The following is a 22296-nucleotide window of genomic DNA, read 5'->3' on the forward strand; positions in this document are numbered from 1 at the left end:
CAGAAAATAAAGGAATGCGCAGAGCAAGCTGTCTGCATTCCCTTGACTGAGCGCCGGCGAGATACTTAGGCCAGCCACTCCGCCGGCGGCGTCCACGATGCCATCCATTGCGGTAGCTGTTCCGGCGGCAAGGGGCGTGAGATGCCGTAACCCTGGCCCAGTTCGCAGCCCAGTTCCAGCAGTTTCAGGCCATGCGCGACAGTCTCCACGCCTTCAGCGATCACCTTGCGGTGGAAGGCTTCGGCCAGACCGATGACGCCGCGCACGATGGCCATGTCTTCATGATCGTTCAGCATGTCGCGCACGAAGGTCTGGTCGATCTTGAGCAGTTCCGCCGGCAGGCGGCGCAGGTAGGTCAGCGATGAATAACCGGTGCCGAAGTCGTCGATGGAGAATTGCACGCCGAGTTTGCGGCAGGCCTGCATGATGGCGGATACCGCTTCGATATCGTGCAGCGCGCTGGTTTCGAGGATTTCGAGTTCGAGGTATTCCGGCGAGATGTGCGGATAGCGTTGTAGCAGGCCGGTGAGCGTGGTGCAGAATTGTTCCTGCTGCAATTGGCGCGGGCCGAGGTTGACGCTGACCGGCACCTGAATGCCGATCTGCTGCCATTTGTGCATCTGCGCCAGTGCATGGCCTATGACCCACACGCCGATGTCGTCGCCCAGATGATGGCCTTCGATCAGCGGCAGGAAATCAGCCGGCGGCAACAGGCCGCGCTGCGGATGCTGCCAGCGGATCAATGCCTCCATGCCGATGATGCGGCCGGTGCGCATGTTGACCTTGGGCTGGTAGTGCAGAATGAATTCTTCATCGGCCAGCGCCTGCGTCAGGCGGCGCAATTGTGCATCGCGGCCTTTTTCCTTGGCGTCGCGGGCGGCATCGAATAACTGATAACGGTTCTTGCCGTTCTTCTTGGCGTCGCACATGGCCATGTCGGCATGGCGGATCAACTGATCTTCGTCGACGTCGTCCAGCGGATAAGTGGTAACACCGACGCTGGCCGACACTTGCAACAGGCGGCCGTTGACCTTGATCGGATCGGAGCAGGCGCGCAGGATGCGATCCAGTTGGGCGCTCAGCTGCTCGGGGCTCTTGATATCGACCAGCACGGTGACGAACTCATCGCCGCCGATGCGCGCCATGGTGTCCAGATCGCGCAGCGTGGCCGACATGCGCCGCGACAGCGCGATCAGCAGCGCATCGCCGACATCGTGTCCATGTTCGTCATTGATCGGTTTGAAACCGTCCAGATCCAGATACAGCACCGCCAGCTTCTGGTCGCGATGGCGACTCATCAGCATCGCCTGGCGCAAGCGATCCAGCAACAGCAGGCGATTCGGCAGGTCGGTCAGGTCATCAAAATTGGTCAGACGTTCGAGTTTTTCCTGCTGCTTGCGAAGCGGCGTGATGTCGCTGAACAGCGCCACATATTTCTGGGCATCGCCATGTTTGTCTTGCACCGCGCTGATCGTCAGCAGGCCGGTATAAGGCTCGCCATTCTTGCGCCGGCTCCAGATCTCTGCGCGCGTGTTGCCGGTCTGCCGCAACTCGTTGAGCATCTTCAGATGCACGTCCGGCCCTTGCTGCCCGGAGCGGAACATCTGATAGGTCTTGCCCAGCAATTCTTCACGGCTGTAACCGGAGATCTGCGTCAGCGCCTCATTGACTTCGATAAAGACGCCATGCCGATCGGTAATGGCGATGCCTTCGCTGGAGTAAGTGAAGACGGAGGAGGTGAGCTTGAAATTTTCTTCAGCGCATTTCTGCAGCGTGATATCGCGAGCGATCTTGGAAGCCCCGACGATGCGCCCCTGTTTGTCGCGGATCGGCGAGATGCTGACGGAAACGCTGATGCTGGCGCCGTCCTTGCGGACACGCACGGTGTCGAAGTGATCGACCTTTTCACCGGCCAGAACCTGTTCCAGGATGAACAACTCTTCATGCTCGCGATCGGCGGGAAACAGGCGCAGCATGGGCTGGCCTATCATCTCCTCGGCGGTGTAGCCGAAAATTCTTTCGGCACCGGCGTTCCAGCTTTGGACAATGCCCTGAAGCGACTTGCTGATGATGGCGTCATCGGAAGAGGTGACCAGCGCCTGAAACTGCTCGGCCGCGTTTTCCAGCAACACCTGATTGCTGATGTCACGCGCAATCTTGGAGGCGCCGACGATCTTGCCTTGCTCATTGCGGATGGGGGAAATCGTGACGGAAATGTCGATCAGGCTACCGTCTTTTTTGACGCGTACAGTGTCGAAGTGCTCAACTTTTTCGCCGTTCTGGATTTTCGCCAGAATGAACAGTTCTTCGTGTTCGCGGCCGGGCGGGAACAGTCGTGTCAGCGGCTGGCCCAGCATTTCCTGTTCGTCGTAGCCGAAGACCTGCTGCGCGCCGGGATTCCAGCTGGTGATGATGCCGTCGAGAGTCTTGCTGATGATGGCGTCGTGAGAAGACTGGACGATCGCCTCGAAGTGGCCGTTGGGTGAACGCAGATCATCCGCGCGCACCTCATCTGGATCACCGTTGGTCACGGAGGGCGCACGATGCCAGATTGCCAACTCATCTTTTTGCCGATGATTTTTCATCTGTTTTATTCCCCCTGGCGCAGCTATTCCGCGATTGTCTTTTTTTCGGCGGGTCATATTAATGCACCGCCTTGCCATGGCGCAACATCTTAATCGTTGAATAGTAGCGGCGGCCCCACATTGGGCCTATCAGGAATTTCCTGATGCATGCATCCCTGACAAGTCTAGCAACTGCTTGGTGCAATAGCCAGAAAAGCCGTGGATTCCAAGTCAGTTGCTTTATTGGAAGCGTTTCAGTGTAAAGGCCAAGTCAATTGAATTGCCTTCCTTGCCGTCTCGTTTACCTCGATTTACAGGGCAGACAAAGCCAGTTGCGGATGAATTTCTCCGATGAAAAACACGCTTAACACCGAGCGGCATTTGCATGTAAAATATACGTAACGTATACGTTTTATATATAGGTGGCCATAATGGGAATCGTCAAAATATCGGATGCGATGCACGATAACGTGCGTATCGCAGGAAACGCGCTTCATCGCTCCATCAACGCGCAGGCGGAGCACTGGATGCGGCTGGGCATGCTGGCTGAATTGCATCCCGAGCTGACCAACAGCGAAGTGTGTCAATTGCTGATCCGCGCGGAAATCGCGCACGAGGGCGAACAGCTGACGGCGATCGCTCACCTGGCAGGTGTCGGCGCCAGTGCAGCGGGCGCCAAGCGCGTCATGGCGAAAGGGCGGCAATGAGAAAAATTACGCTCAGAACGCCCGCTGAAATTGCCTTGTCGCGTGCGGCCGGAGAACTGGCGGCCGACGTGCTGCACATGATCGCCGAACACATCAAGCCCGGCGTCACTACCGATCAGCTCGACCAGCTCTGCCACGATCACATCGTCAACGTGCAGCACGCTATTCCGGCCAATATCGGCTATCACGGCTTCCCGAAAACGATTTGCGCGTCGGTCAATGAAGTGATCTGCCATGGCATTCCATCTGGCCTGGTCTTGAAAGACGGAGACATCGTCAATATCGACGTCGCCGTGATCAAGGATGGCTGGTTTGGCGATTCAAGCCGCATGTACTTCGTTGGCCAGCCGAGCGCATTGGCGCGCCGGCTGGTGGTGACCACCTACGAAGCAATGCGCGCCGGCATCATGAAAGTGCGGCCGGGCGCTACCTTGGGCGATGTGGGGCATGCAATCCAGACGGTAGCCCATCGTGAAGGCTTCAGTGTGGTGCGCGAATATTGCGGACACGGCATCGGCACCATCTATCACGACGATCCGCAAGTGCTGCATTATGGGCACGCCGGCGGCGGCCTGCGTCTGAAAGAGGGCATGATCTTTACCATTGAACCCATGATCAACGCCGGCAAGCGCAATTGCAGCGAGCTGGACGATGGCTGGACCGTCGTGACAGAAGACGGATCGCTCTCGGCCCAATGGGAGCACATGGTCGCGGTGACCGCTGATGGCTTTGAGATCTTGACGCCTTGGCCGGATGGCTTCGGCTCTTATATGTCGATTCCTCAAAAGGCGGCCTGATGCATCCGAGCCGACTGATGGTGCTCGGATCACTGCGGCAGACATAGTGGATGAGCGCAGTTTGACCAGGAAGTGTCGATGTTGAGCTGGTGGCGCTGCTAAACAATATAAAACATTCGCCAGGATGGCTTTGACGCCGCAAACCGGCCCATCCTGAAAATCTTCGCCAAGAAAAAAGCCCCGACCTCGGGGCTTTTTTTTCTCAGTCGCAGATCAGCGACATACGCTTGTCGCTGTCCGGCGACGATTTTTCAAACTTTCGATATTGCGGCGCAGAAATTACAGGCAGGCGTTGCCAGAAAGATCATTTTTCAAGTCCGGCGAGTTCCCCGGCAGGCCTGGCTTGCCGCTGCTCGTGGGAGTAGGTATGCCAAAAAGCAATCAAGTATTGACAGGGACGCGCGTCGCTCCTGACATTCATCTGAACCTCTGTTCTCGTTTCTGCAAGAGCAGCAGGCTTTTCGGTCGTGAACATACTGACAACAAGCTCAACCAGGGATGGCAGGTGTCGGTATTCATGAGAGGCCAGCAACACAAGGCTTTGAAGGCGACCGGCGGGGCGATCCACGAGAGCTGATTTATCTGCAGCGACAGCCATCTGCCAGCAGACGCGCTACTGACATAAAAAATGGCCCCATATCGTTGCTTATCAGAAATTATTTGAATTGCAACTAGATTCGCTGGTGGTTCGCGCTATCAGCGCCAGCTTAAGCAGAAACCCGGGAGACGCGCGATAACCGTGGCTGTCCAGCCGGCTTTCCCTATATGTGATCCATGAAGGTGCATATTCCCAAAATAGTTCCAAGTCTCTCAAGAAAATTTTGCGTTGCGTCATAGACAATTCTTTACAGCACTTTCTGTCAGTAGCAGGATTCAGAAAAGCCCAATAGAAGAAACGCGAAAATTAGTAATTTATTTAAGTTCATCGCAAAAAAAGAGGCTGCGAAGAAACAAAATTCAACATTACTTTTAAAGTTAATTAATTAAAATTATGTTATCGATTAATTAATTTTAGTTGTCGAATAAATAATAATTTTGTTATTCTTTCGTCAACTTAAAAAGATAAGAAGATTTAATCTTTTTGAGTGACCCAAAATTCATATTTCTTCAACAACGTGCTTTTGCGCAACAGAATAGTGGAGCAGGCAATGAATATCATGGAATCAGTCGTTTCGTATGGCACTCAGGCCTTGGTTTGGTACGCAACATACGTCGTAATCGCCAGCTGTGCTTTCGGCGCGGTGGTGTGGAAACGGGTTTCGTAAATCAGGTGTGATTTAAATCGTCGGGCCTGTTTGATGAAGCGCGTCATAAGTAGCAGATTCAAATAAAAATTCTATCGGTGGGAGGCCATGATGTCGCTATTGGATACCTTGATGTCGTACGGGATGCAGCTACTTGTCTGGTATGCGTTCTATGTAACGATCGCATCCGCGGTGTGTGGTCTGGTGATCTGGCGGCTGGTGTTTAGAGTTGAAAAAGCTAGGGACACCGATACGGCCATGCACGCAAAAAGTTAGGCGCGAACAGAGTTGCATGTTTTCGCATCGATGCCGACAGCTCGCCGCAGAGCGAAATAGTTAACCAGTCAATACATTCTTCATCGCGACTCTTCAAGAGCCGCGAATATTCTTTGTCACAGCTGCCGCGTTGACCGGTTGCACTAAATTTTCCCTCAAACGTCATTGACGGCCTGCTAGTACAGAGGCGATTTGTTTTTGTCGCACACATTTCCGTATATCGGATTCGTCTGCCCGGGATCCTGACTACCTCAGACCGGCTTTTTCCTGGCCTGATCTCCATGAACATTCTTCATGCCACGTCATTAACGGCCCAATCATTCATTTCATCCCATCGCAATCACTGCATCACCCACTGCAATCTGGTTCTGGATGTAGCCGCCCTTGAAGAAAAAATCAGCCACTTTTTGCTGCGAAGCGATTACCGCAGGCGTGACCGGGTAGTAATAGCCGGGCGACATCTTTGCCGGTCTGCAGATCGGCGTATCGCTGGCGCGGGTCGGTCTGTGCGGCGCGCAGACGGTAGGCTTGGCTGCAAGCGCGTATCGTATTCTGACAACCGGCATTCCATGCGCGGGAACGTCAAAGAATGCAGCAGCCGTCTATCCGATCCGGTGCAGGTGCCTATAATCTTCATTTCTTATATCAGGATTGCTGACATGGAACATCTGCCCATCCACACGCGCCAGGCAGTTCCGGCCGACCACGCTGAGATTGCCGGCTTGCTGTGCCAGCTGGGTTATAAAATCGATGCCGCCCAGGTTCTGGCGAAACTCAACGCGATGCAAGGCAGCTCGGCCGACCTCGTGCTGCTTGCGAGCAAGGAGGATAAAATCATCGGCTGCATCAGCCTGCACGTGCTCGCCATGTTTCACCGCACCGGTTCTCTGGGGCGAATAACCAGTCTGGTCGCAGATCGGGAGCACCGCGGGCAGGGCATCGGCAAGGCGCTGATGGCGGCGGCGCATCAGTGGTTTATTGACAATGAGTGCGTCAAGCTGGAAGTGACCAGCGCCGATCAGCGCCTCGATGCCCACCGTTTTTATGAGTCCCTGGGCTTCGAAAGGGACGGTCAGCGTTTTTCCAGAGAAGTGTAATCTGCTGACTTCGGGAAGCCGATAGCAAACACCCGCCTGCACATTAAAGGATCGCTCATGAATCAAACTGTCGAATCGAAAATTGCTCTCGTGACCGGGGCTGGAACCGGGGTCGGACTGGCCGTCGCGCAGGCCTTGCTGGCCGATGGATTCACGGTGATACTCGCCGGCCGGCGCATCGAATTGCTGGAAGAGGCTGTCGCCGCTGCGCAGGCCGCCGGGCAGCGCGCAACGGCGATACAGGTCGACATTCGCGACCCGGCCGGCGTCGATGCCATGTTTGAAAAGATCATATCGGCATTTGGCCGGCTGGATGTTCTGTTCAACAATGCCGGCGTCAATGCGCTGGCCATTCCCTTTGACGAACTCAGCGTCGAACAATGGAAAAACGTCATCGATACCAATCTCACCGGCGCATTTCTTTGCGCCCGCGGCGCCTTCAAGCTGATGAGAAACCAGACACCGCAAGGCGGGCGCATCATCAACAATGGATCGGTATCGGCACACACGCCACGGCCCCTGAGTTCTGCCTATACATCCAGCAAGCACGCGATTACCGGTCTGACCAAAAGCATCGCGCTGGATGGCCGCGCTTACCACATCGCCTGCAGCCAGATCGATATCGGCAACGCACTGACCTCGCTGTCGGCACGAATGACCAAGGGGGTATTGCAAGCGAACGGTGCTACCGCGACAGAGCCGATGATGGATGTCAGACATGTGGCCGATGCCGTGCGTTACATGGCGTCGCTGCCGCTGAGCGCCAATGTGCTTAACCTGACGGTAATGGCAAGCGATATGCCGTTTGTAGGACGGGGTTGAGCCGGTCTGCTCTGAGTTGAGCGCTATGTTGGGTGATACACGAGGGCGGCTGCTTAATCGCGGTCGCCCTTTTTTTATCCGGGCGTTTGTTTTTCTCCTGCGCGCCACGTCCGAGTGCGCGGCGAAAATGGTGCTGAGACTGCACCAACATGAGAAATAGCAGCTTATGCATAAAACGGTTTAGCAATTTTCAAAATGACATAAGCGGCGCGTGATCGCCATGCTGGTCCATCTCCGTTGTCTCATGACTCTCTGAAAAGCCTTTGCCACAAAGGATTTCCGGATCGCGATCCGCGATTTCCAAGGCTTATGCGTTTTATTCTGATGCAGGCGTTCCGGTCGCGAGAGACTGCATATCAATATAAAAATAGATACGTTTTCAGCCGTGATCTCAGGGGGTAACTTAGCGCCTCGTCAGCACATTGGCAGATTCCATTGTGCTGCTGCCTGTTTCGTTTCTTCAACGGCGAGCATCTGACGGCAAGCAGCACTGCCGCAAGTCCTTGCCAAATTGCATTGGCAGAATCAATGAGCGTTATTGTTTTACCTCACCCCAACGATATCTTTGCCGAGTCCTTGCACGCGGGCAAACGCTGGTGGCAAAACCGTGGCACGGCCGGATCGCTGTTGCTGCATGTGCTGCTGATTGCCGCAGTCTATTTCCTGTCGACCCAGACAGCGCCGACGCCGACGCCGGAGCGTGCCATCGAGCTGGTGCTGGCGCCGCCCGAGCCTAAGGTTCTGACGCCGCCTCCGCCACCTGAAGTGAAGCCTGAGCCACAGAAGGCTGTGCCGAAACCGGCTGTGCCGCGTCCGGCACCGGTGCCGGTACAACGTACCGCGCCGGTCGCAGCAGAGAAGGCTGAAGTGGCGGCACCGCCGACACCCCCGGCGCCGCCGCCGGAACCGGTCAAGGCTGCGCCGCCGGAGCCACCGCCGGCGCCCAGACCACGCGTGATCAGCAACGACGGTATTCCCAGCGATTACGTGAATCAGGTCTACAGCCGCATCAACGGCAAGACCACTTATCCGCGCGTGGCCAAGTTGCGCGGCGACGAAGGTCGGGTGAGCTACAAGATCACCTTGAATCCTCAGGGCGAGCTCTTGAAATACGACATCCAGTCCTCCGGCAATGAAGTACTGGACAAGGCTGCGGTTGAAGCCATCAAGGCTGCGGCCCCGTTTCCCAGGTTGCCCGATCTCGGCGGCAGTTCCTATCTGCTGAGCGGCGCCATCGTCTTCGCGTTGCGCTGAAAAGGCGGTGCTCTGCGCCGTTGCAGCGACAACATATTTTTTGAATCATTCATTCTCAGGAGCCGGTCATGAACCCGACTGAAGTTGCAGCCCATCTTTCGCCCTTGCAGTTGTTTCTGCAAGCCGACGTCATCGTCAAGAGCATCATGCTGGTGCTCGCAGTTGCCTCCATCGCCAGCTGGGGTGTGGCGCTGGAAAAGCTGTTCCGCTTCCGCGCCCTGGAAAAACGCGCCCGCAACTGGATCGCTGCGCTGGCCGGCCAGCGTTCGCTGGCACGTCTGAGCAATGAACTGAAAGCGCAGCCGGAAGATCCGTTTTCGCGCATCTATCGCGCCATCGTCGGCGAGTGGCGCGAGACCCACAAGCGCGATCTGCATCTGAGCGAGTCCGGCCGCAACAGTCTGAAGGAACGCATCAATCGCGTCGGCCAGATCGCCACCGGGATTGAAATCGAGCGGCTGCAATCCGGCCTGTCGATCCTCGCCACGGTCGGCTCCGTCGCGCCCTTCATCGGCCTGCTGGGCACCGTGTGGGGGATCATGAATTCCTTCCAGGGCATCGCCGCATCCAACAACACCAGCTTGTCCGTGGTGGCGCCGGGCATTGCCGAAGCGCTGTTTGCCACGGCGCTGGGACTGGTCGCTGCGATTCCGGCGGTGGTTGCCTATAACCGCGCCTCGGGTGCGCTCAACAGCTACAACAACCGTCTGGCGACCCTGATCGGCATCACCGAAGTGCAATTGTCGCGTCAGCTGGAAGCGGGCGAACCGATTCCGGAAGATGCCGACGCCGGCTACCACGATGCGCAATCGGGCCGCACCGTCAGCATCGATCAGCATGCGCACGCGCACAAAGCCGGCGGCAAGCTGGCGGCGCAGGGAGTCTGAACATGGGCGCCAAACTTTCACACGGCACCGGCAATCAGATCGGCGGCGGACCGGTCAGCGACATCAACGTCACACCGCTGGTGGATGTGATGCTGGTGCTGCTGATCGTGTTCATGGTTGCCGCGCCGCTGATGGCGCAAGGCGTCAAGGTCGATCTGCCGACCAGCAACGCCAAGCCGCTCAAGGAAGAGAAGCCGCCGATTGCAGTCAGCCTGGATGCCGAAGGCAAACTGTTCGTGGACAAGACTCCGGTCTCGCATGAAACCCTGGTGGCGGCGCTGGCCAAGGAAGCTGCCGGCGACAAGGAGCGACGCATCAACATCCGCGGCGACAAGGGGCTGGCCTATGGCAAGGTGATCGAAACCATGGGCGAGATCAACGACGCCGGGTTCTCGAAGATCGCGCTGGTCTCGGAGCCGGTTCCAAAGTAAATCGCGCAGCGATGCGGCGCACAGGCTGAACGCAAAGAGCCTGCTGCCGCCTCGATACATTCAATTATTTCTTCAAGAAGCAGGAGAAACGACATGTCGCAAACAAAGAAAAGACAACTCAGACTGGCGGCCTTTCTGTCGGGCATAGGCGCCAATGTTCAGGCATGGCGCCATCCGGACACCGCCTCCAATAGTCCGGTCAGCATCGAAGCCTTCATCGAGGCGGCGCGGCTGGCGGAGAAGGGCAAATTCGATTTCGGTTTCATCGCCGATTCGACCTTCATCACGCGCGATTCAACGCCGTATTTTCTGAGCCGCCTGGAGCCGATCACCGCCTTGTCCGCAGTGGCGGCCACCACCACGCATCTGGGGCTGGTCGGCACCATGACCACATCGTTCAGCGAGCCGTTCACCACCGCGCGCCAGCTGGCCTCGCTTGACAAGCTGAGCGGCGGCCGCGCGGCATGGAATGCCGTGACCGGCGCGCTGGAAGGGCACGCCCGCAACCACGGCGGCGAGAAACTGTATGAACACAGCCTGCGCTACCGCATCGCCGACGAATACATACAGGTCGTGAAGGGCCTGTGGGATTCATGGGAAGACGATGCCTTCGTGCGCAACAAGCAGACCGGTCAGTACGTTGATCTCGACAAGATGCATACCTTGAATCATAAGGGTGAGTTTTTCGGCGTGCAGGGGCCGCTCAACATGGAGCGTTCGCCGCAAGGCCGGCCCATCGTGTTCCAGGCCGGCGCCTCCGAAGAGGGCCGTGATCTGGCCGCGCGCGAAGCCGATGCCATCTTCTCCGGCAGCGTCGAAGATGTGCCCGCCGCCAAGGCGTATTACCAGGACATCAAGCGCCGGGCGGCGGCGTATGGCCGCGCTGCCGACGAGATTCTGATTTTCCCTTCCATCACCGTGGTGGTCGGCGATACCGAGCAAGAGGCGCGCCGCAAATACGACGAGGTCAGCCAGCTGCTGGACGTCAACGTGGCGATCAAATACCTGAGCCGCTACTTCAGCTTCTTCGACTTCAGCCAGTTCCCGCTGGACGAGCCCTTGCCGGATCTGGGCGACATCGGCAAGGACAGCTTCAAATCCACCGCCGAGCATTACAAGCGCAAGGCCAGAGAAAACAACTGGTCGCTGCGGCAGCTGGCGCTATACGCCTCCAATCCCAGCGATCAGTTCGTCGGCACGCCGGTGCAGATCGCGGATCGCCTGCAGCAGCTGTTCGAAGATGAAGTGGTGGACGGCTTCATTCTTCACGCCTATCTGCAACCCAGGGGGCTGGAAGATTTCGTCGACAAGGTGGTGCCGCTGCTGCAACAACGCGGCCTGTTCCGCACCGAGTATGAGGCCGCCACCTTGCGCGGCAATCTGGGCTTGCCGTATCCGGTCAACCGTTATGTGCAGCAGCAGGATGCCACCAAGGCGCTGGCTGCGTGAGAACCACGCCCGAGACCGCAGCAGCAGATCGGACGTATTGGATGCAATGAAAGAAATCGCGTGCACGAATGGTCTGGTCAACGAGATCGTGCGCGCGTGCTGAGAAATTGAATACACAGGAGTACCCCATGCCACCAGCAGTCACCGCCCATCCGGAAATCTCCTTGCTGCAACAGGAGACGGAGGTCTATGAACTGCATCAGCAGCACGCCAATCAGCACGCAGCACCTGAGCGCAGCCGCAGCAGCGGTCTGCTCGGCCGCCTCTGGCGCGAGCGCACGCTGGCCTTCGTGCTGGCCTGGCCGGTGCCGCTGGCGCTGTTGCTGATCTGGTTGCTCGGCTCCGGGCAAGGCTGGATTGCGCAGCAGACCTTGCCGCCGCCGCAGATGGTCTATGACACCTTCCTCAATCTGTTGGAGAGCGGCGAGCTGAAGGCCAATGTGGCGGTCAGCATGGTGCGCGTGATCAACGGATTTCTGCTCGGCGCCGGCTTCGGCCTGCTGCTCGGTGTGGCGATGGGCTTGTCCGAGACGCTCAAGGAATATCTCTATCCCAGTTTCAAGATGATTGCCTACGTACCGCTGCTGGGCTGGCTGCCGCTGCTGATCATGGTGTTCGGAATCGGCGAGTCGCTGAAGTTCGTGCTGATCGCCAAGGCCTCCTTCATCCCCATCACGCTCAACACCTATCAGGGCATACGCAATGTGCCGGCCAAATTCATCGAGATGGGCAAGGTCTATCGCTTGAATCATCTTCAGCTGTTGCGCCGCATCGTCTTTCCGGCGGCCTTTCCTTCGATCTGGAGCGGCATACGCTATGGTCTGACGCATTCCTGGCTGATTCTGGTGGTGGTCGAACTGCTGGCTTCGTCGGAAGGACTGGGTTTCATGATGGCCAACGGCCAGCAACTGTTTCAGCTCGATCTGGTGCTGGTCGCCGTGATCATGGTCGGCGCGATCGGTTATGTGCTCGACAAGGTGCTGGAGCTGGTGGAGCAAAGACTGCTGCGCTGGCGGCGCGATGCCTTCTGAAGCCGCGCCGACCGTCAATCATCCCTAACAGCCAGGAACAAGCATGAGCACACATCTCCCGCCGGCCGGCGGCTACATCAGATATCGCAAGCATCTGCGCGGGGCGGCATTGCCGCTATTGCTGCTGCTTCTGTGGTGGGCCTCCTATCAGTTCGGCTGGACCGAATCCAAACTCTTTGTCTCGCCGCAGAAGGTGCTGGAGACCGGCTGGCGCCTGAGCATCGGCGGCGAGATCTGGCTGGCGCTCGGCGTCAGTCTGCTGCGCGATCTGGCCGGTTTCGTCATCGGCGCCGGCATCGGGCTCGCGGCCGGCATCCTGCTCGGTCTGTCACGCTGGAGCCGCCTGCTGATCGGGCCTACGCTGCACACCATCAAACAGATTTCACTGTTTGCCTGGATTCCGCTGATCATGGTCTGGTTCGGTCTGGGTGAAACCAGCAAGATCGTGTTCATTTCACTGGCGGTGTTCTTTCCGGTCCTGCTCAATACCTTCGAAGGCGTGGGCAGCGTCTCGCGCGAGATTGTCGAGGTCGCGCGCGTACTGGCGTTTTCGCGCTGGCAACTGATCACCCGCATCGTGATTCCTTCGGCCATGCCGTCCATCTTCACCGGCATCTATCTGGCGCTGATCTATTCATGGCTGGCCACGCTGGGCGCCGAATACATGCTCACCTCGGGCGTCGGCATCGGCAATCTGCTGAGCGACGGCCGCGAAAATTTCTGGATGGATCAGGTCATTCTCGGCATCGTCATCGTCGGCGCAGTCGGTTTCGCGCTGAGCTGGCTGGCCGGTCTGCTGGAGCAGCGTCTGCTGCGCTGGCGCGGACCGGCGGCACGCTGATCCCGGACTCGTCCGGCAACCTCAACTCAATCAAAAGACACATCATGGCGCATGCAGCAACGCTGGACATCAAACATCTGAGCAAGCAATTCTCCGTGGACGGCGCGGCGCTGCCGGTACTGGAAAACATCAATCTGTCGGTCAGGCCCGGCGAATTCGTCAGTATCGTCGGCTCCAGCGGCTGCGGCAAATCGACCTTGCTGAGGCTGATCATCGGCCTCGACCTGGAATATCGCGGCGACATTCTGCTGGACGGCAAACGGATTGCCGGCACCAGCCTCGACCGCGGCATCGTGTTCCAGGAGCACCGGCTGCTGCCCTGGCTGACGGTGGAGCAGAACATCGGTCTGGGCTTGCTCAACGCGCCCGGCAGCGATGCCGAAAAGCAGCGCGCCATCAAGGATCACATCGCGCTGGTGCAATTGAAGGGTTTTGAAAAGGCGTACCCGTATCAGCTCTCAGGCGGCATGTCGCAACGTGTCGCGATTGCCCGTGCGCTGGTCAACAGACCCGAAGTGCTGTTGCTGGATGAACCCTTCGGCGCGCTCGACGCGCTGACCAGAGCCCATCTGCAGCAAGAACTGCAACGTATCTGGCAGCAGGAGGGCATCACCATGATTCTGGTCACGCACGATGTGGAGGAAGCGGTGTTTCTGGGCGACCGGGTGGTGGTGATGCAACCGCGTCCGGGCCGCATCCGGCGTATCGTGGATGTGCCGCTGGTGCGTCCGCGCGACCGTGGCAGCTATGACTTTGCCCAGATCAAGAATGAGGTGCTGGAAGAGTTTTCGACGCCGCAGCAAAGGCAGGCGGTGAGCGTCTGATGTGCTGATTGCGGGCTGGCGGTCGGCTGCATGAATGAAGCCTGCCATCGGCAGGCTTTTTCAGTTGTGCCGGTGATCACTGATCCGGCTGACGCAGATATTCCAGCAAGGCCTGCGCTTGCGCCGCGTCCTCGACGCCGGAAAAGGGCATGCGGTTGCCGGGGATGAGTTGCTGCGGCTCTTGAATGAAGCGTGCCAGCGAGGCCTCATCCCAGGTAATGCCGCTGCGTTTTATGGCGTTGGAAAATCGAAATCCGCTCAGACTGCCGGCCTTTCTGCCGATGACGCCGGCCAGCGACGGCCCCAGCCCGTTGACGCCGGGCGCCAGGCTGTGGCAAGCCGCACATTGCTGAAAGATCTGCCTTCCCAGCGTCCGCACGCCGGGCTCTGCAAGCGCCGCCCCTGAACAGATGAGGGCGAAGGCGCCGATCGGGATAAGGCAGAAGGCGTGCATGGATGAATGACGCCTCATAGCAATTGCCCCGGCCGTTTCACATAGCGCTGGGTAATCGCATCAGCGGCAAAGAAACTCAGCGCACCGATGGTGGAGGTCGGGTTGTAGGCCGAGTTATGCGGAAAGATGGAGCCGCCGGCGATGAACAGATTCGGCACCTGCCAGCTCTGGCCGAATTTATTGACCACGCTCTCGCCGGGATGACTGCCCATGATGGTGCCGCCGGTGTTGTGCGTGCCCTGATAGCCGACCACCGAATACGGCGTGACTTTAGGGGCGGGCGGTGTGATGTGCACAGGATTGAGGGCCTTGCCGAGGCGGTCGATCAATTGCGCGGCATGGGTGGAAATCCGGTGTTCGTTTTCCTTGAAGTCGAAGGTGAGCCGCAACATGGGGGCGCCCGTGGCGTCCTTGTAAGTCGGATCGAGATCGAAGTAGTTGTAGCGATTGGGCATGACGCTGGCCAGCGCACCGATCGACATGCTGCGCTGATACCACTTGGCCATCGCATCTTTCCACTGTGGGCCCCAGCGCGGAGTGCCCGGCGGCACCGGGTGATATTCAATAGGGCGCCCGCCGGAAGATCCCGCCAGCGGAACAAAGCCGCCGATGTAATTGTGCGCGCTGCGGTCGAAATCCCAGTTCGAATAGAAATCGTCGATGGCCACCGAGGTGCCGCCGGCGCCCATGAAGGGATTGAAGGTCTTGTCTTCAAAGAACAATTGCGTGCGGGCGCCGGTGTTGTAGCAGTAGTTCTTGCCCACCAGACCGGTTTGCGATACGGGGTCATACGCCTTGCCGATGCCGGAGGTCAGCATCAGATGCGTATTGTTCAGGGCATAGGCCGCCAGCACCACGATGCGCGCCGGCTGGAAGGTCTCTTCGCCGGTCAGCATATTGATATAGGTGACGCCGCGCGCATGCTTGCCGCCGCGATCGGTCTCGATGCGGGTCACCCGTGCGTGGGTGCGCAGACTGAAGCTGTTCTGCTTCAATGCAGCCGGAATCACCGTGTTGTGCGGACTGCCCTTGGCATTGGCCTCGCAGCCGAACTTGTCGCAAAAGCCGCAATACTGGCATTGCCCCATGGCGATGCCATCGCGATTGACGAAGGCCTGCGAGGCGTTGGCCGCAGGCACATTGAAGGGGTGAAAACCCAACTGCCGGCTGGCTTGTGCAAACAGATCGCCGGACAGCGTGCGATGCAAAGGCGGCAGCGGATAAGGCGCGCGGCGCGGCGCTTCGAAGGGGTTGCCGTCGGCAATGATCCGGCCGTCCACCACGCCGGCCTGGCCGGAAACTCCGGCGGTCGACTCGAAACGTTCGAAGTAGGGTTCCAGTTCGGCGTAACTCACGCCCCAGTCCTGCAGGCTCATGTCGGCCGGAATGAATTTCTTGCCATAGCGTTCTTCATACATGGAGCGAATCTTGAATTCCATGTCGCCCCAGCGCCAGCTGAGACCATTCCAGTGCACGCCGGAGCCGCCCACGCCATCGCCCGGCTGAAACGAGCTGATGCGGCGCATCGGCAATGCCTCCTGACTGATCTGATTGCGCACGGTCAGGGTGTCGCGCCTGACGTCCTGCATCAGGTTCAGGCGCACTCCGTATTGCAATTCGTCGCGAATGTGGGGAATGGAAAACTCTTCCTCGGTGGAGCGCGCAGCGCCGCGTTCCAGACCGATGACGCGCAGGCCCGCCTGCGCCAGCTCCTTGGCGATAATGCCGCCGCTCCATCCCATGCCGACGATGACCGCGTCGACTTCCGCTAACTGCTTTGCCATATTGTCTATTCCTTGAACCTTGCTGCCGGATCAGCTGGCGTCGGCGATGCCGAGCGTCTGATGTGGAAAATCCTTGTTCTTGAAGCTCACGATGTTGCGTGTGTGCGTGGCAATCACGCCGGGGAAGCCGACCATCTTCCAGCCGGCCTTGCCGGCATTGCCGCCGTAGACCGGATCGGCGAACAGGCCTTCCACCGTCAGCTGATACAGCAGCGAAAAATACAGCCGGGCTTCGATGCCGTTTTCCAGGTCGGTCTCGCCGCGCTCCAGCGCCTGCAGCGCCCGCTCTTTGGCAGCGCTGTCCAGCTCGGGGAAAGGCTTGCCGTGCGTTTTGCGCAGCACCGCGTCAAACGCCAGCGTGGCGGCGCGAAACAGTTCGGCCGGGGTCAAGGGCAACTGATAGCCCTGGCCCGGCAAGCCTTTCTTCCACGGGCCTTCCAGATAAAGCCGGTCGCCTTTGCCCCAGTTGCCGTTGAGCGTGCGGTCGAAATAGACGTTGATGTGCAGATCGCTGCCTTTGGCTGTGTGGCGGTCGGCTGGCACCATGTGGTCAACCAGCGCCTCTACAAAACTGGCTTCGGACGGCGTCAGAAAAACATAGCCGCTGGCCGTTTCGGCGGCGGTCGCTGCGCTGTGGTCGGCGGCCAGGACGGCGCTGCTGTGCGTCGCGGCGCCGGCCAGGGCGCTGCCGGCGAGCGCCGTCTTGAGAAAGCGCCGGCGGCTGTCCGGGACTGAATCTGGCATTTGACTTGATTCCTCAGGTGGCGTTTGCAGCGCGCTGCAGAGGCCGCGGCAAACTTGGGGCTGCAGATGGATCTTGCTGATGGATCTCCGCACGGCTCAGGACCTGTGTGCCTTGCACATTCCTGCAGCGCGCTGGAGCTTGAGTCCGGCGGTCTCAGCGACCGCCATGAAAACCTGGGAGGCGATGTTACGGAACTCGCGCCGCCACAAAAACGAATAGTTTTTTCTATGAATATCTGATTTTGGAAGAGTGAAAATCACCCTCCGTGCCTACTTGGAAATGGCATATCCGTAGTTGCAATTATTCGTTCCCCCGGCAAGTTTTGTTTTCTATATTTTGCGTTTTGCAAAATCAGACGAGGGGATGGCGATGGGGCTGCGAGCCCTGCGCAGCGCGAGCCGCAGCCAACAAGAGCAGGCCTGCGCGACATCCTCACACCCATGCGGCATAAGGCGGCCCCTCACATCACCTGAAAAAGACCGCAGAAATTCTCCATGCCCCTCTTACACGAAGGCAGAACCGAAATGATCGACCCACGCAGCTTCCCGAAAATTCCCAAGCCGGTGTTTGCCACTCTGGAGGAAGAACGCCGGCACCGGAAAATCAAACTGGCGGCGGCCTTCCGCATTTTCGGCCGGCTTAACTATGACGAAGGCGTGATGGGGCATATCTCGGCACGCGACCCGGAAGTGCCCGATCATTTCTGGATCAATCCTTTCGGCGTCAGCTTCAACCGGATCAAGGCCAGTGATCTGCTGCGCGTCAATCTCAAGGGCGAACTGATCGAAGGCGACGGCTATCGGCATCCGGGCGGCATTCCCACGCACGCGGCCATTTTGAGTGCGCGGCCCGACATCGTCTCGGTGGCGCATACGCACTCCACTTACGGCAGCGCATGGTCGGCGCAGAACCGGCTGCTGGATCCGATCTCCTCCGAGTCCGCATTTTTCTATCAGCGCCACGCCTTGTATGACACCTACAAATACGGCGAACGCGAAAATCTGGCGAACATCCTGGGCAACAACAAGGCGCTGATCTTTCAGAGTCATGGCCTGTTCACCGTCGGCCAGAGCGTGGATGAAGCGGTGTATTTCTTTCTCTGCCTGGAAAAGGTGTGCAAGGCGCAACTGGCGGCGGAGTCCAGCGGCAGGCCGCTCAAACTGATCGAGCCTGACCAGGCCAGGGCTATCTCCGAACGTGCCGATCCTTATTTCGGCTGGTTGAATTTCCAGCCGGCCTTCCAGCACATTTTGCATGAGCATCCGGAACTGGCGCTGTAAGCAATCCCTGGATTCACCCCTATCAATCAGCAAGAGGAAACAGATGAAGTCGAGATGGACAGTGCCGGATTTCCGGCTGCGTGTGTGCTTCAGGATGGGATTGGCGGCGCAGCTGGCGGCCTTGATCGCATTGGCCTTGTGCAGCCTTCATGCCGCAGCCGAGAACCCGCCCGAGGTGATCAGGATCGGCGCGCCTTCCTATGCCGGGCAGAACGGCAAGCAGGTATCCGGCGGCATCATGGGCATCGTGCGCTACAAGGACTGGTTCGAACAGGAGTTCGCCAGGGAAAAAACCCGCTTTGAATATCCGGGCTTCAAGGGCGGGGCGCCCTTTGTCGGTCAGGCGCTGGCCAATGGCCAGATCGATTTCGCGTGGCAGGGCGATCTGCTGTCCATCATCGGCCGCTCCTCGGGCATGAAGACGCGGCTGATCCTGCCGCTCAACAAGCTGGTGAACGCCTACGTGGTGGTGCCGGTGAATTCGCCGATCAGCTCCATTCGCGAGCTGCGCGGCAAACGCGTCGGCTACAACAAGGGCAATCAGATCCATCTGCAGGCCTTGCGCATCCTCGCCGCCAACGGTCTGAGCGAAAAGGACATCAGCTCGCTCAAGCTGGATCCGGGCAATGCCGCCACGGTGCTCACCACCGGCGACGTCGACGCCATCTTCATCGGCAGTGAAGCGCTGGCCTTGCGCGATAAAGGCGTGGCACGCGTCATCTACTCGACGCGCGATGATGTCGGGCCGGATACCCTGGCATTCACGTCCTACAACGGCCTGCTGGTGAACGAAGACTTCGCGAAGAAGTATCCCGAGACTACCGCGCGCCTGGTGAAGACGCTGGTCAAGGCTGCCTGGTGGGCCTCGGAAGACAGGAACCGGCAGGAACTGCTGCAGATCTGGGGCGAAGGCCCGCTGCCTCCCAAATACATCGTCGAGGACTACGCCAGCCGCCCCTGGACCGACCGCCTCAGCCCGCTGTTCGACCCTTTGCTGGTGGCGCATTACACCCGCACCGAGGAGCAGATCGGCGAACTCGGTTTGCTGCGCGGCCCCAAATACGACATAGCAAGCTGGATAGACCGGCGCTATCTCGATCAATCACTGCATGAATTGAAGCTGGAGAGCTATTGGACGCCGCTGGATGCACAAGGCAGGCCGGCCGCCCGGTGAATATGTTTCGGACGCACGTCTTGCATGACGATGCTCTGCAGGTAGCGCTTCAGGCGCCACTTCCGTGAACCAAGCAAAGGAGAAAAAATGTCTGCAAGCGATACCCGTGTTCTGATCCTGCCGGGCCGCGGCGGCTCCGGCCCCGACCACTGGCAAAGCCACTGGGAGCAGGCGCATCCCGCATTCCGGCGGGTGCAGCAGCGCGAATGGGAGTCGCCCGACCGCGCCGAATGGGTCGAGGCGCTGCAGGCCGCAGTGAGCGAAAGCCAGCGGCCCACCGTGCTGGTCGCGCATTCGCTGTCGGTCAGCCTGGTCAATCACTGGGCGCAACAGTATCCGCACGGCCCGGTCAAGGGGGCGCTGCTGGTGGCGCCCAGCGATGTCGAAGCGCCGGCCTATCCGCCCGGCACGACCGGCTTTGCACCGCTGCCGCGTCAGCGGCTGCCGTTTCGCAGCATCGTGATCGCCAGTACCGATGATCCGCGCGTCAGCCTGCCGCGTGCGACCGCATTTGCCGAAGCCTGGGGCGCGCGCCTCGAAGTGGCCGGCGCGCACGGCCACCTCGGTTCGGCGTCCTTGCTGGCCGCCTGGCCTTATGGCTATGGCTTCCTGCAGGAACTGATCGATGCGTGATCCGCTCCGCCGCGCCGCCTTGCGCAAACTGTCGCTGGCGGCAGCGTCTCCGCTGGCTTACCCCCTGGCCTATGCGGCCAGCCTGCCGCTGATGTCGGCGGCGCGCGCGGAAACGCCGCCCAGAACCATACGCATCGGCGTGCCGGCCATTGTGGCGCAACCCAAGGTGTACTGGGGCGCACCGGGCATCGCGCGCTACAAGGGCTGGTTCGAAGAAGAGTTCGACAAGGACGGCGTGCGCATCGAATACGTCGGCTTCAAGGGCGGCGCGCCTATGGTCGGACAGGCGCTGGCGAATGGCCAGATCGACCTCGCCGGGCAAGGCGATCTGCTATCCATCATCGGCCGCTCTTCCGGCATGCAGACCCGGCTGGTGTTGCCGTTCACCAAGCTGAGCAATGCCTATCTGGTGGTGCGCAAGGATAGCGGCATCCGCTCCGTGGCCGATCTGCGCGGCAAAAAGGTGGCTTACTTCAAAGGCAATCAGATCCACTTGCAGGTACTGCGGATTCTGGCGCTGAACGGCATGGCCGAGAAAGACATACGCTCGATCTCGCTCGACCCGGCGACCGCCGGCAGCACCCTGGCCGGCGGCGACATCGACGCCATCTTCAGCAGCGCCGAGGTGCTGACCCTGCGCCAGAAGGGCATTGCCGATGTCGTGTACAGTACCAAGGGCCAGCCGCAGCTCTCTTCTTACAACGGCCTGGTCGCCACCGACAGCTTCGTGCAAAAGTATCCGGAGACTCTCACGCGCTTGATCAAGGTGTACGTGAAGGCCGATCAATGGACCGGCGATCCGGCCAATCGCAAGGAAGTAGTGCGCATCTGGGCAATGGGGCCGCTGCCCAACCTCTATGCCGAAGAAGACTACGACGACCGCCCCTGGAGCGAGCGTTTCAGCCCGCTGTTCGATCCGCTGCTGGTGCAGCATTACAAGCGCACCCAGGATCAGATTGCGGAGCAGGGCTTGCTGCGCGGCCCGCGGGTCGACATCGATCAGTGGATCGATGCGCGCTTTCTCAACGTTGCGCTGAAAGAGCTCGGGCTGGAGAAATACTGGGCACCGCTGGGCCTGGATGGAAAACCCCTTACTTGAACAACAGGAGACAAGCATGAGTCTGGAACTGCAGGGAAAACGCGCGCTGATCACCGGCGCATCCAAGGGCATAGGTCTGGCCGTGGCCCGTACGCTGGCCTCGCTCGGTGCTGAAGTTCACCTCGCTGCGCGCAGCCCGGACGAGCTGGAAAATGCGGCACAGCATATTCACCACGAGTATGGATTTCGCACCGCGTGGTATGCGCATGACCTGTCGAAATCCGAATCGGTCGCCAAGCTGGCGGAAGAGGTCGGCGATATCGACATCCTGGTCAACAATGCCGGCGCGATTCCGGGCGGATCGCTGACGCAGATCGACGAGCAGCGCTGGCGCCAGGCCTGGGAGCTGAAAGTATTCGGCTATATCAATCTCACCCGCATCGTGTATGAGCAGTTCAGCCGGCGCGGCGCAGGTGTGATCGTCAACATCATCGGCATGGCCGGGGTCGCCAATGATTACGACTATATCTGCGGCTCTGCCGGCAATGCCGCGCTGATTGCTTTCACCAATGCGCTCGGTTCGCGTAGCGTCGACAAGGGCGTGCGCGTGGTCGGCATCAATCCCACCGCGACGCGCACCCAGCGTCAGGAGACCTTGCTGCGCACCAAGGCCGAGACCAGGTACGGCGATGAAAACCGCTGGCAGGAATTGCTGACCGATCTGCCTTTCGGCCGGCTCAGCGAGCCGCAGGAAGTGGCGGAGCTGACCGCCTTTCTGGCGTCGCCGCGCGCTGCCTATCTGAGCGGAACCGTGATCAATCTGGATGGCGGCAGGCTGTATCGCTAAGCTCGGCCGAGCATCCTGAAGGCCTGCTTCATGCAGGCCTTTTTTTATTTCCGGAAAGGATTTTTAGCTGTGTTTTCACCGCTGCACTTTGTCGGTTTTCGCATATGAAAAACTGA

General features: G+C 59.1%; 22 protein-coding genes. 17 read left to right on the top strand and 5 right to left on the bottom strand.

Annotated elements, in window-relative coordinates:
• Positions 1–65: 65 nt before the first annotated feature.
• A complete protein-coding gene (locus PQR62_RS23310; RefSeq protein ID WP_408160458.1) occupies positions 66–2585 on the bottom strand; it encodes a PAS domain S-box protein in 2520 nt (839 codons plus the stop codon).
• A gap of 410 nt (positions 2586–2995) precedes the next feature.
• On the opposite strand from PQR62_RS23310, the gene PQR62_RS23315 reads away from it, so the two are divergent.
• From PQR62_RS23315 to PQR62_RS23325, 3 genes are all read left to right on the top strand, one after another.
• A complete protein-coding gene (locus PQR62_RS23315; protein WP_408160459.1) occupies positions 2996–3271 on the top strand; it encodes a ParD-like family protein in 276 nt (91 codons plus the stop codon).
• Complete coding sequence (gene map, locus PQR62_RS23320) at positions 3268–4068, top strand: type I methionyl aminopeptidase (protein WP_408160460.1); 801 nt, start codon at positions 3268–3270, stop codon at positions 4066–4068. Before PQR62_RS23315 ends, map begins: the two co-directional genes overlap by 4 nt.
• A 367-nt stretch (positions 4069–4435) precedes the next feature.
• Complete coding sequence (locus PQR62_RS23325) at positions 4436–4645, top strand: hypothetical protein (RefSeq protein ID WP_408160461.1); 210 nt, start codon at positions 4436–4438, stop codon at positions 4643–4645.
• Between the two features lie 1269 nt (positions 4646–5914).
• Here the strand turns inward: PQR62_RS23325 and PQR62_RS23330 are convergent.
• Positions 5915–6049, bottom strand: a complete 135-nt coding sequence (locus tag PQR62_RS23330; protein ID WP_408160462.1) for a hypothetical protein — start codon at positions 6047–6049, stop codon at positions 5915–5917.
• Between the two features lie 198 nt (positions 6050–6247).
• On the opposite strand from PQR62_RS23330, the gene PQR62_RS23335 reads away from it, so the two are divergent.
• The 9 genes from PQR62_RS23335 (at position 6248) to PQR62_RS23375 (ending at position 14224) form a co-directional block, all read left to right on the top strand.
• Positions 6248–6685 carry a GNAT family N-acetyltransferase gene (locus PQR62_RS23335; RefSeq protein WP_408160463.1) on the top strand — a complete coding sequence of 146 codons (438 nt, stop codon included), beginning with the start codon at positions 6248–6250 and terminating at the stop codon, positions 6683–6685.
• 57 nt (positions 6686–6742) lie between these two features.
• Positions 6743–7507, top strand: coding sequence for an SDR family oxidoreductase (locus PQR62_RS23340; RefSeq protein ID WP_408160464.1), 765 nt, complete (start codon positions 6743–6745; stop codon positions 7505–7507).
• 528 nt (positions 7508–8035) lie between these two features.
• Positions 8036–8761, top strand: a complete 726-nt coding sequence (locus PQR62_RS23345; protein ID WP_408160465.1) for a TonB family protein — start codon at positions 8036–8038, stop codon at positions 8759–8761.
• 68 nt (positions 8762–8829) lie between these two features.
• Positions 8830–9648 carry a MotA/TolQ/ExbB proton channel family protein gene (locus PQR62_RS23350; RefSeq protein WP_408160466.1) on the top strand — a complete coding sequence of 273 codons (819 nt, stop codon included), beginning with the start codon at positions 8830–8832 and terminating at the stop codon, positions 9646–9648.
• Positions 9649–9650: 2 nt separating this feature from the next.
• On the top strand, positions 9651–10079 hold the full coding sequence (gene tolR, locus PQR62_RS23355) for a protein TolR (protein WP_408160467.1): 429 nt from the start codon (positions 9651–9653) through the stop codon (positions 10077–10079).
• A gap of 93 nt (positions 10080–10172) precedes the next feature.
• Complete coding sequence (locus PQR62_RS23360) at positions 10173–11528, top strand: LLM class flavin-dependent oxidoreductase (protein ID WP_408160468.1); 1356 nt, start codon at positions 10173–10175, stop codon at positions 11526–11528.
• Positions 11529–11656: 128 nt separating this feature from the next.
• Positions 11657–12559 (top strand): ABC transporter permease, encoded by a 903-nt coding sequence (locus PQR62_RS23365; RefSeq protein WP_408160469.1) that lies wholly within the window; start codon positions 11657–11659, stop codon positions 12557–12559.
• A 43-nt stretch (positions 12560–12602) separates the two neighbouring features.
• Positions 12603–13400: an ABC transporter permease gene (locus PQR62_RS23370; protein ID WP_408160470.1), complete on the top strand. Its 798-nt coding sequence runs from the start codon at positions 12603–12605 to the stop codon at positions 13398–13400.
• Positions 13401–13444: 44 nt separating this feature from the next.
• Entirely contained in the window at positions 13445–14224 is a 780-nt protein-coding gene (locus PQR62_RS23375; protein WP_408160471.1) for an ABC transporter ATP-binding protein, read from the top strand.
• 76 nt (positions 14225–14300) lie between these two features.
• On the opposite strand, the gene PQR62_RS23380 is transcribed toward PQR62_RS23375, so the two are convergent.
• The 3 genes from PQR62_RS23380 to PQR62_RS23390 form a co-directional block, all read right to left on the bottom strand.
• Positions 14301–14603, bottom strand: coding sequence for a c-type cytochrome (locus tag PQR62_RS23380; protein WP_408160472.1), 303 nt, complete (start codon positions 14601–14603; stop codon positions 14301–14303).
• A gap of 89 nt (positions 14604–14692) precedes the next feature.
• Complete coding sequence (locus PQR62_RS23385) at positions 14693–16462, bottom strand: GMC family oxidoreductase (protein ID WP_408160473.1); 1770 nt, start codon at positions 16460–16462, stop codon at positions 14693–14695.
• Positions 16463–16492: 30 nt separating this feature from the next.
• The gene (locus tag PQR62_RS23390) at positions 16493–17206 is read right to left on the bottom strand and encodes a gluconate 2-dehydrogenase subunit 3 family protein (RefSeq protein WP_408160474.1); all 714 of its coding nucleotides are present in this window, start codon (positions 17204–17206) and stop codon (positions 16493–16495) included.
• A 495-nt stretch (positions 17207–17701) separates the two neighbouring features.
• Between PQR62_RS23390 and PQR62_RS23395 the strand changes: the two genes are divergently transcribed.
• From PQR62_RS23395 to PQR62_RS23415, 5 genes are all read left to right on the top strand, one after another.
• Entirely contained in the window at positions 17702–18487 is a 786-nt protein-coding gene (locus PQR62_RS23395; RefSeq protein WP_408160475.1) for a class II aldolase/adducin family protein, read from the top strand.
• Positions 18488–18530: 43 nt separating this feature from the next.
• Positions 18531–19661, top strand: coding sequence for an ABC transporter substrate-binding protein (locus tag PQR62_RS23400; protein ID WP_408160476.1), 1131 nt, complete (start codon positions 18531–18533; stop codon positions 19659–19661).
• A gap of 87 nt (positions 19662–19748) precedes the next feature.
• Positions 19749–20294, top strand: coding sequence for an RBBP9/YdeN family alpha/beta hydrolase (locus PQR62_RS23405; RefSeq protein ID WP_408160477.1), 546 nt, complete (start codon positions 19749–19751; stop codon positions 20292–20294).
• Positions 20287–21393, top strand: coding sequence for an ABC transporter substrate-binding protein (locus PQR62_RS23410; protein ID WP_408160478.1), 1107 nt, complete (start codon positions 20287–20289; stop codon positions 21391–21393). Before PQR62_RS23405 ends, PQR62_RS23410 begins: the two co-directional genes overlap by 8 nt.
• A 16-nt stretch (positions 21394–21409) precedes the next feature.
• The gene (locus PQR62_RS23415) at positions 21410–22180 is read left to right on the top strand and encodes an SDR family oxidoreductase (protein WP_408160479.1); all 771 of its coding nucleotides are present in this window, start codon (positions 21410–21412) and stop codon (positions 22178–22180) included.
• Positions 22181–22296: the final 116 nt, after the last annotated feature.

The sequence above is a fragment of the Herbaspirillum lusitanum genome, from assembly GCF_046025995.1.
GTDB classification, from domain to species: domain Bacteria; phylum Pseudomonadota; class Gammaproteobacteria; order Burkholderiales; family Burkholderiaceae_D; genus Herbaspirillum; species Herbaspirillum lusitanum_A.

Coding starts and splice junctions, on each gene's coding strand:
- PQR62_RS23365 (WP_408160469.1), top strand. CDS start 11,657: ATGCCACCAGCAGTCACCGCCCATCCGGAAATCTCCTTGCTGCAACAG.
- PQR62_RS23330 (WP_408160462.1), bottom strand. CDS start 6,049: ATGTCGCCCGGCTATTACTACCCGGTCACGCCTGCGGTAATCGCTTCG.
- PQR62_RS23360 (WP_408160468.1), top strand. CDS start 10,173: ATGTCGCAAACAAAGAAAAGACAACTCAGACTGGCGGCCTTTCTGTCG.
- PQR62_RS23410 (WP_408160478.1), top strand. CDS start 20,287: ATGCGTGATCCGCTCCGCCGCGCCGCCTTGCGCAAACTGTCGCTGGCG.
- PQR62_RS23415 (WP_408160479.1), top strand. CDS start 21,410: ATGAGTCTGGAACTGCAGGGAAAACGCGCGCTGATCACCGGCGCATCC.
- PQR62_RS23350 (WP_408160466.1), top strand. CDS start 8,830: ATGAACCCGACTGAAGTTGCAGCCCATCTTTCGCCCTTGCAGTTGTTT.
- map (WP_408160460.1), top strand. CDS start 3,268: ATGAGAAAAATTACGCTCAGAACGCCCGCTGAAATTGCCTTGTCGCGT.
- PQR62_RS23325 (WP_408160461.1), top strand. CDS start 4,436: ATGCCAAAAAGCAATCAAGTATTGACAGGGACGCGCGTCGCTCCTGAC.
- PQR62_RS23315 (WP_408160459.1), top strand. CDS start 2,996: ATGGGAATCGTCAAAATATCGGATGCGATGCACGATAACGTGCGTATC.
- PQR62_RS23370 (WP_408160470.1), top strand. CDS start 12,603: ATGAGCACACATCTCCCGCCGGCCGGCGGCTACATCAGATATCGCAAG.
- PQR62_RS23395 (WP_408160475.1), top strand. CDS start 17,702: ATGCCCCTCTTACACGAAGGCAGAACCGAAATGATCGACCCACGCAGC.
- PQR62_RS23310 (WP_408160458.1), bottom strand. CDS start 2,585: ATGAAAAATCATCGGCAAAAAGATGAGTTGGCAATCTGGCATCGTGCG.
- PQR62_RS23385 (WP_408160473.1), bottom strand. CDS start 16,462: ATGGCAAAGCAGTTAGCGGAAGTCGACGCGGTCATCGTCGGCATGGGA.
- PQR62_RS23375 (WP_408160471.1), top strand. CDS start 13,445: ATGGCGCATGCAGCAACGCTGGACATCAAACATCTGAGCAAGCAATTC.
- tolR (WP_408160467.1), top strand. CDS start 9,651: ATGGGCGCCAAACTTTCACACGGCACCGGCAATCAGATCGGCGGCGGA.
- PQR62_RS23400 (WP_408160476.1), top strand. CDS start 18,531: ATGAAGTCGAGATGGACAGTGCCGGATTTCCGGCTGCGTGTGTGCTTC.
- PQR62_RS23335 (WP_408160463.1), top strand. CDS start 6,248: ATGGAACATCTGCCCATCCACACGCGCCAGGCAGTTCCGGCCGACCAC.
- PQR62_RS23405 (WP_408160477.1), top strand. CDS start 19,749: ATGTCTGCAAGCGATACCCGTGTTCTGATCCTGCCGGGCCGCGGCGGC.
- PQR62_RS23390 (WP_408160474.1), bottom strand. CDS start 17,206: ATGCCAGATTCAGTCCCGGACAGCCGCCGGCGCTTTCTCAAGACGGCG.
- PQR62_RS23345 (WP_408160465.1), top strand. CDS start 8,036: ATGAGCGTTATTGTTTTACCTCACCCCAACGATATCTTTGCCGAGTCC.
- PQR62_RS23340 (WP_408160464.1), top strand. CDS start 6,743: ATGAATCAAACTGTCGAATCGAAAATTGCTCTCGTGACCGGGGCTGGA.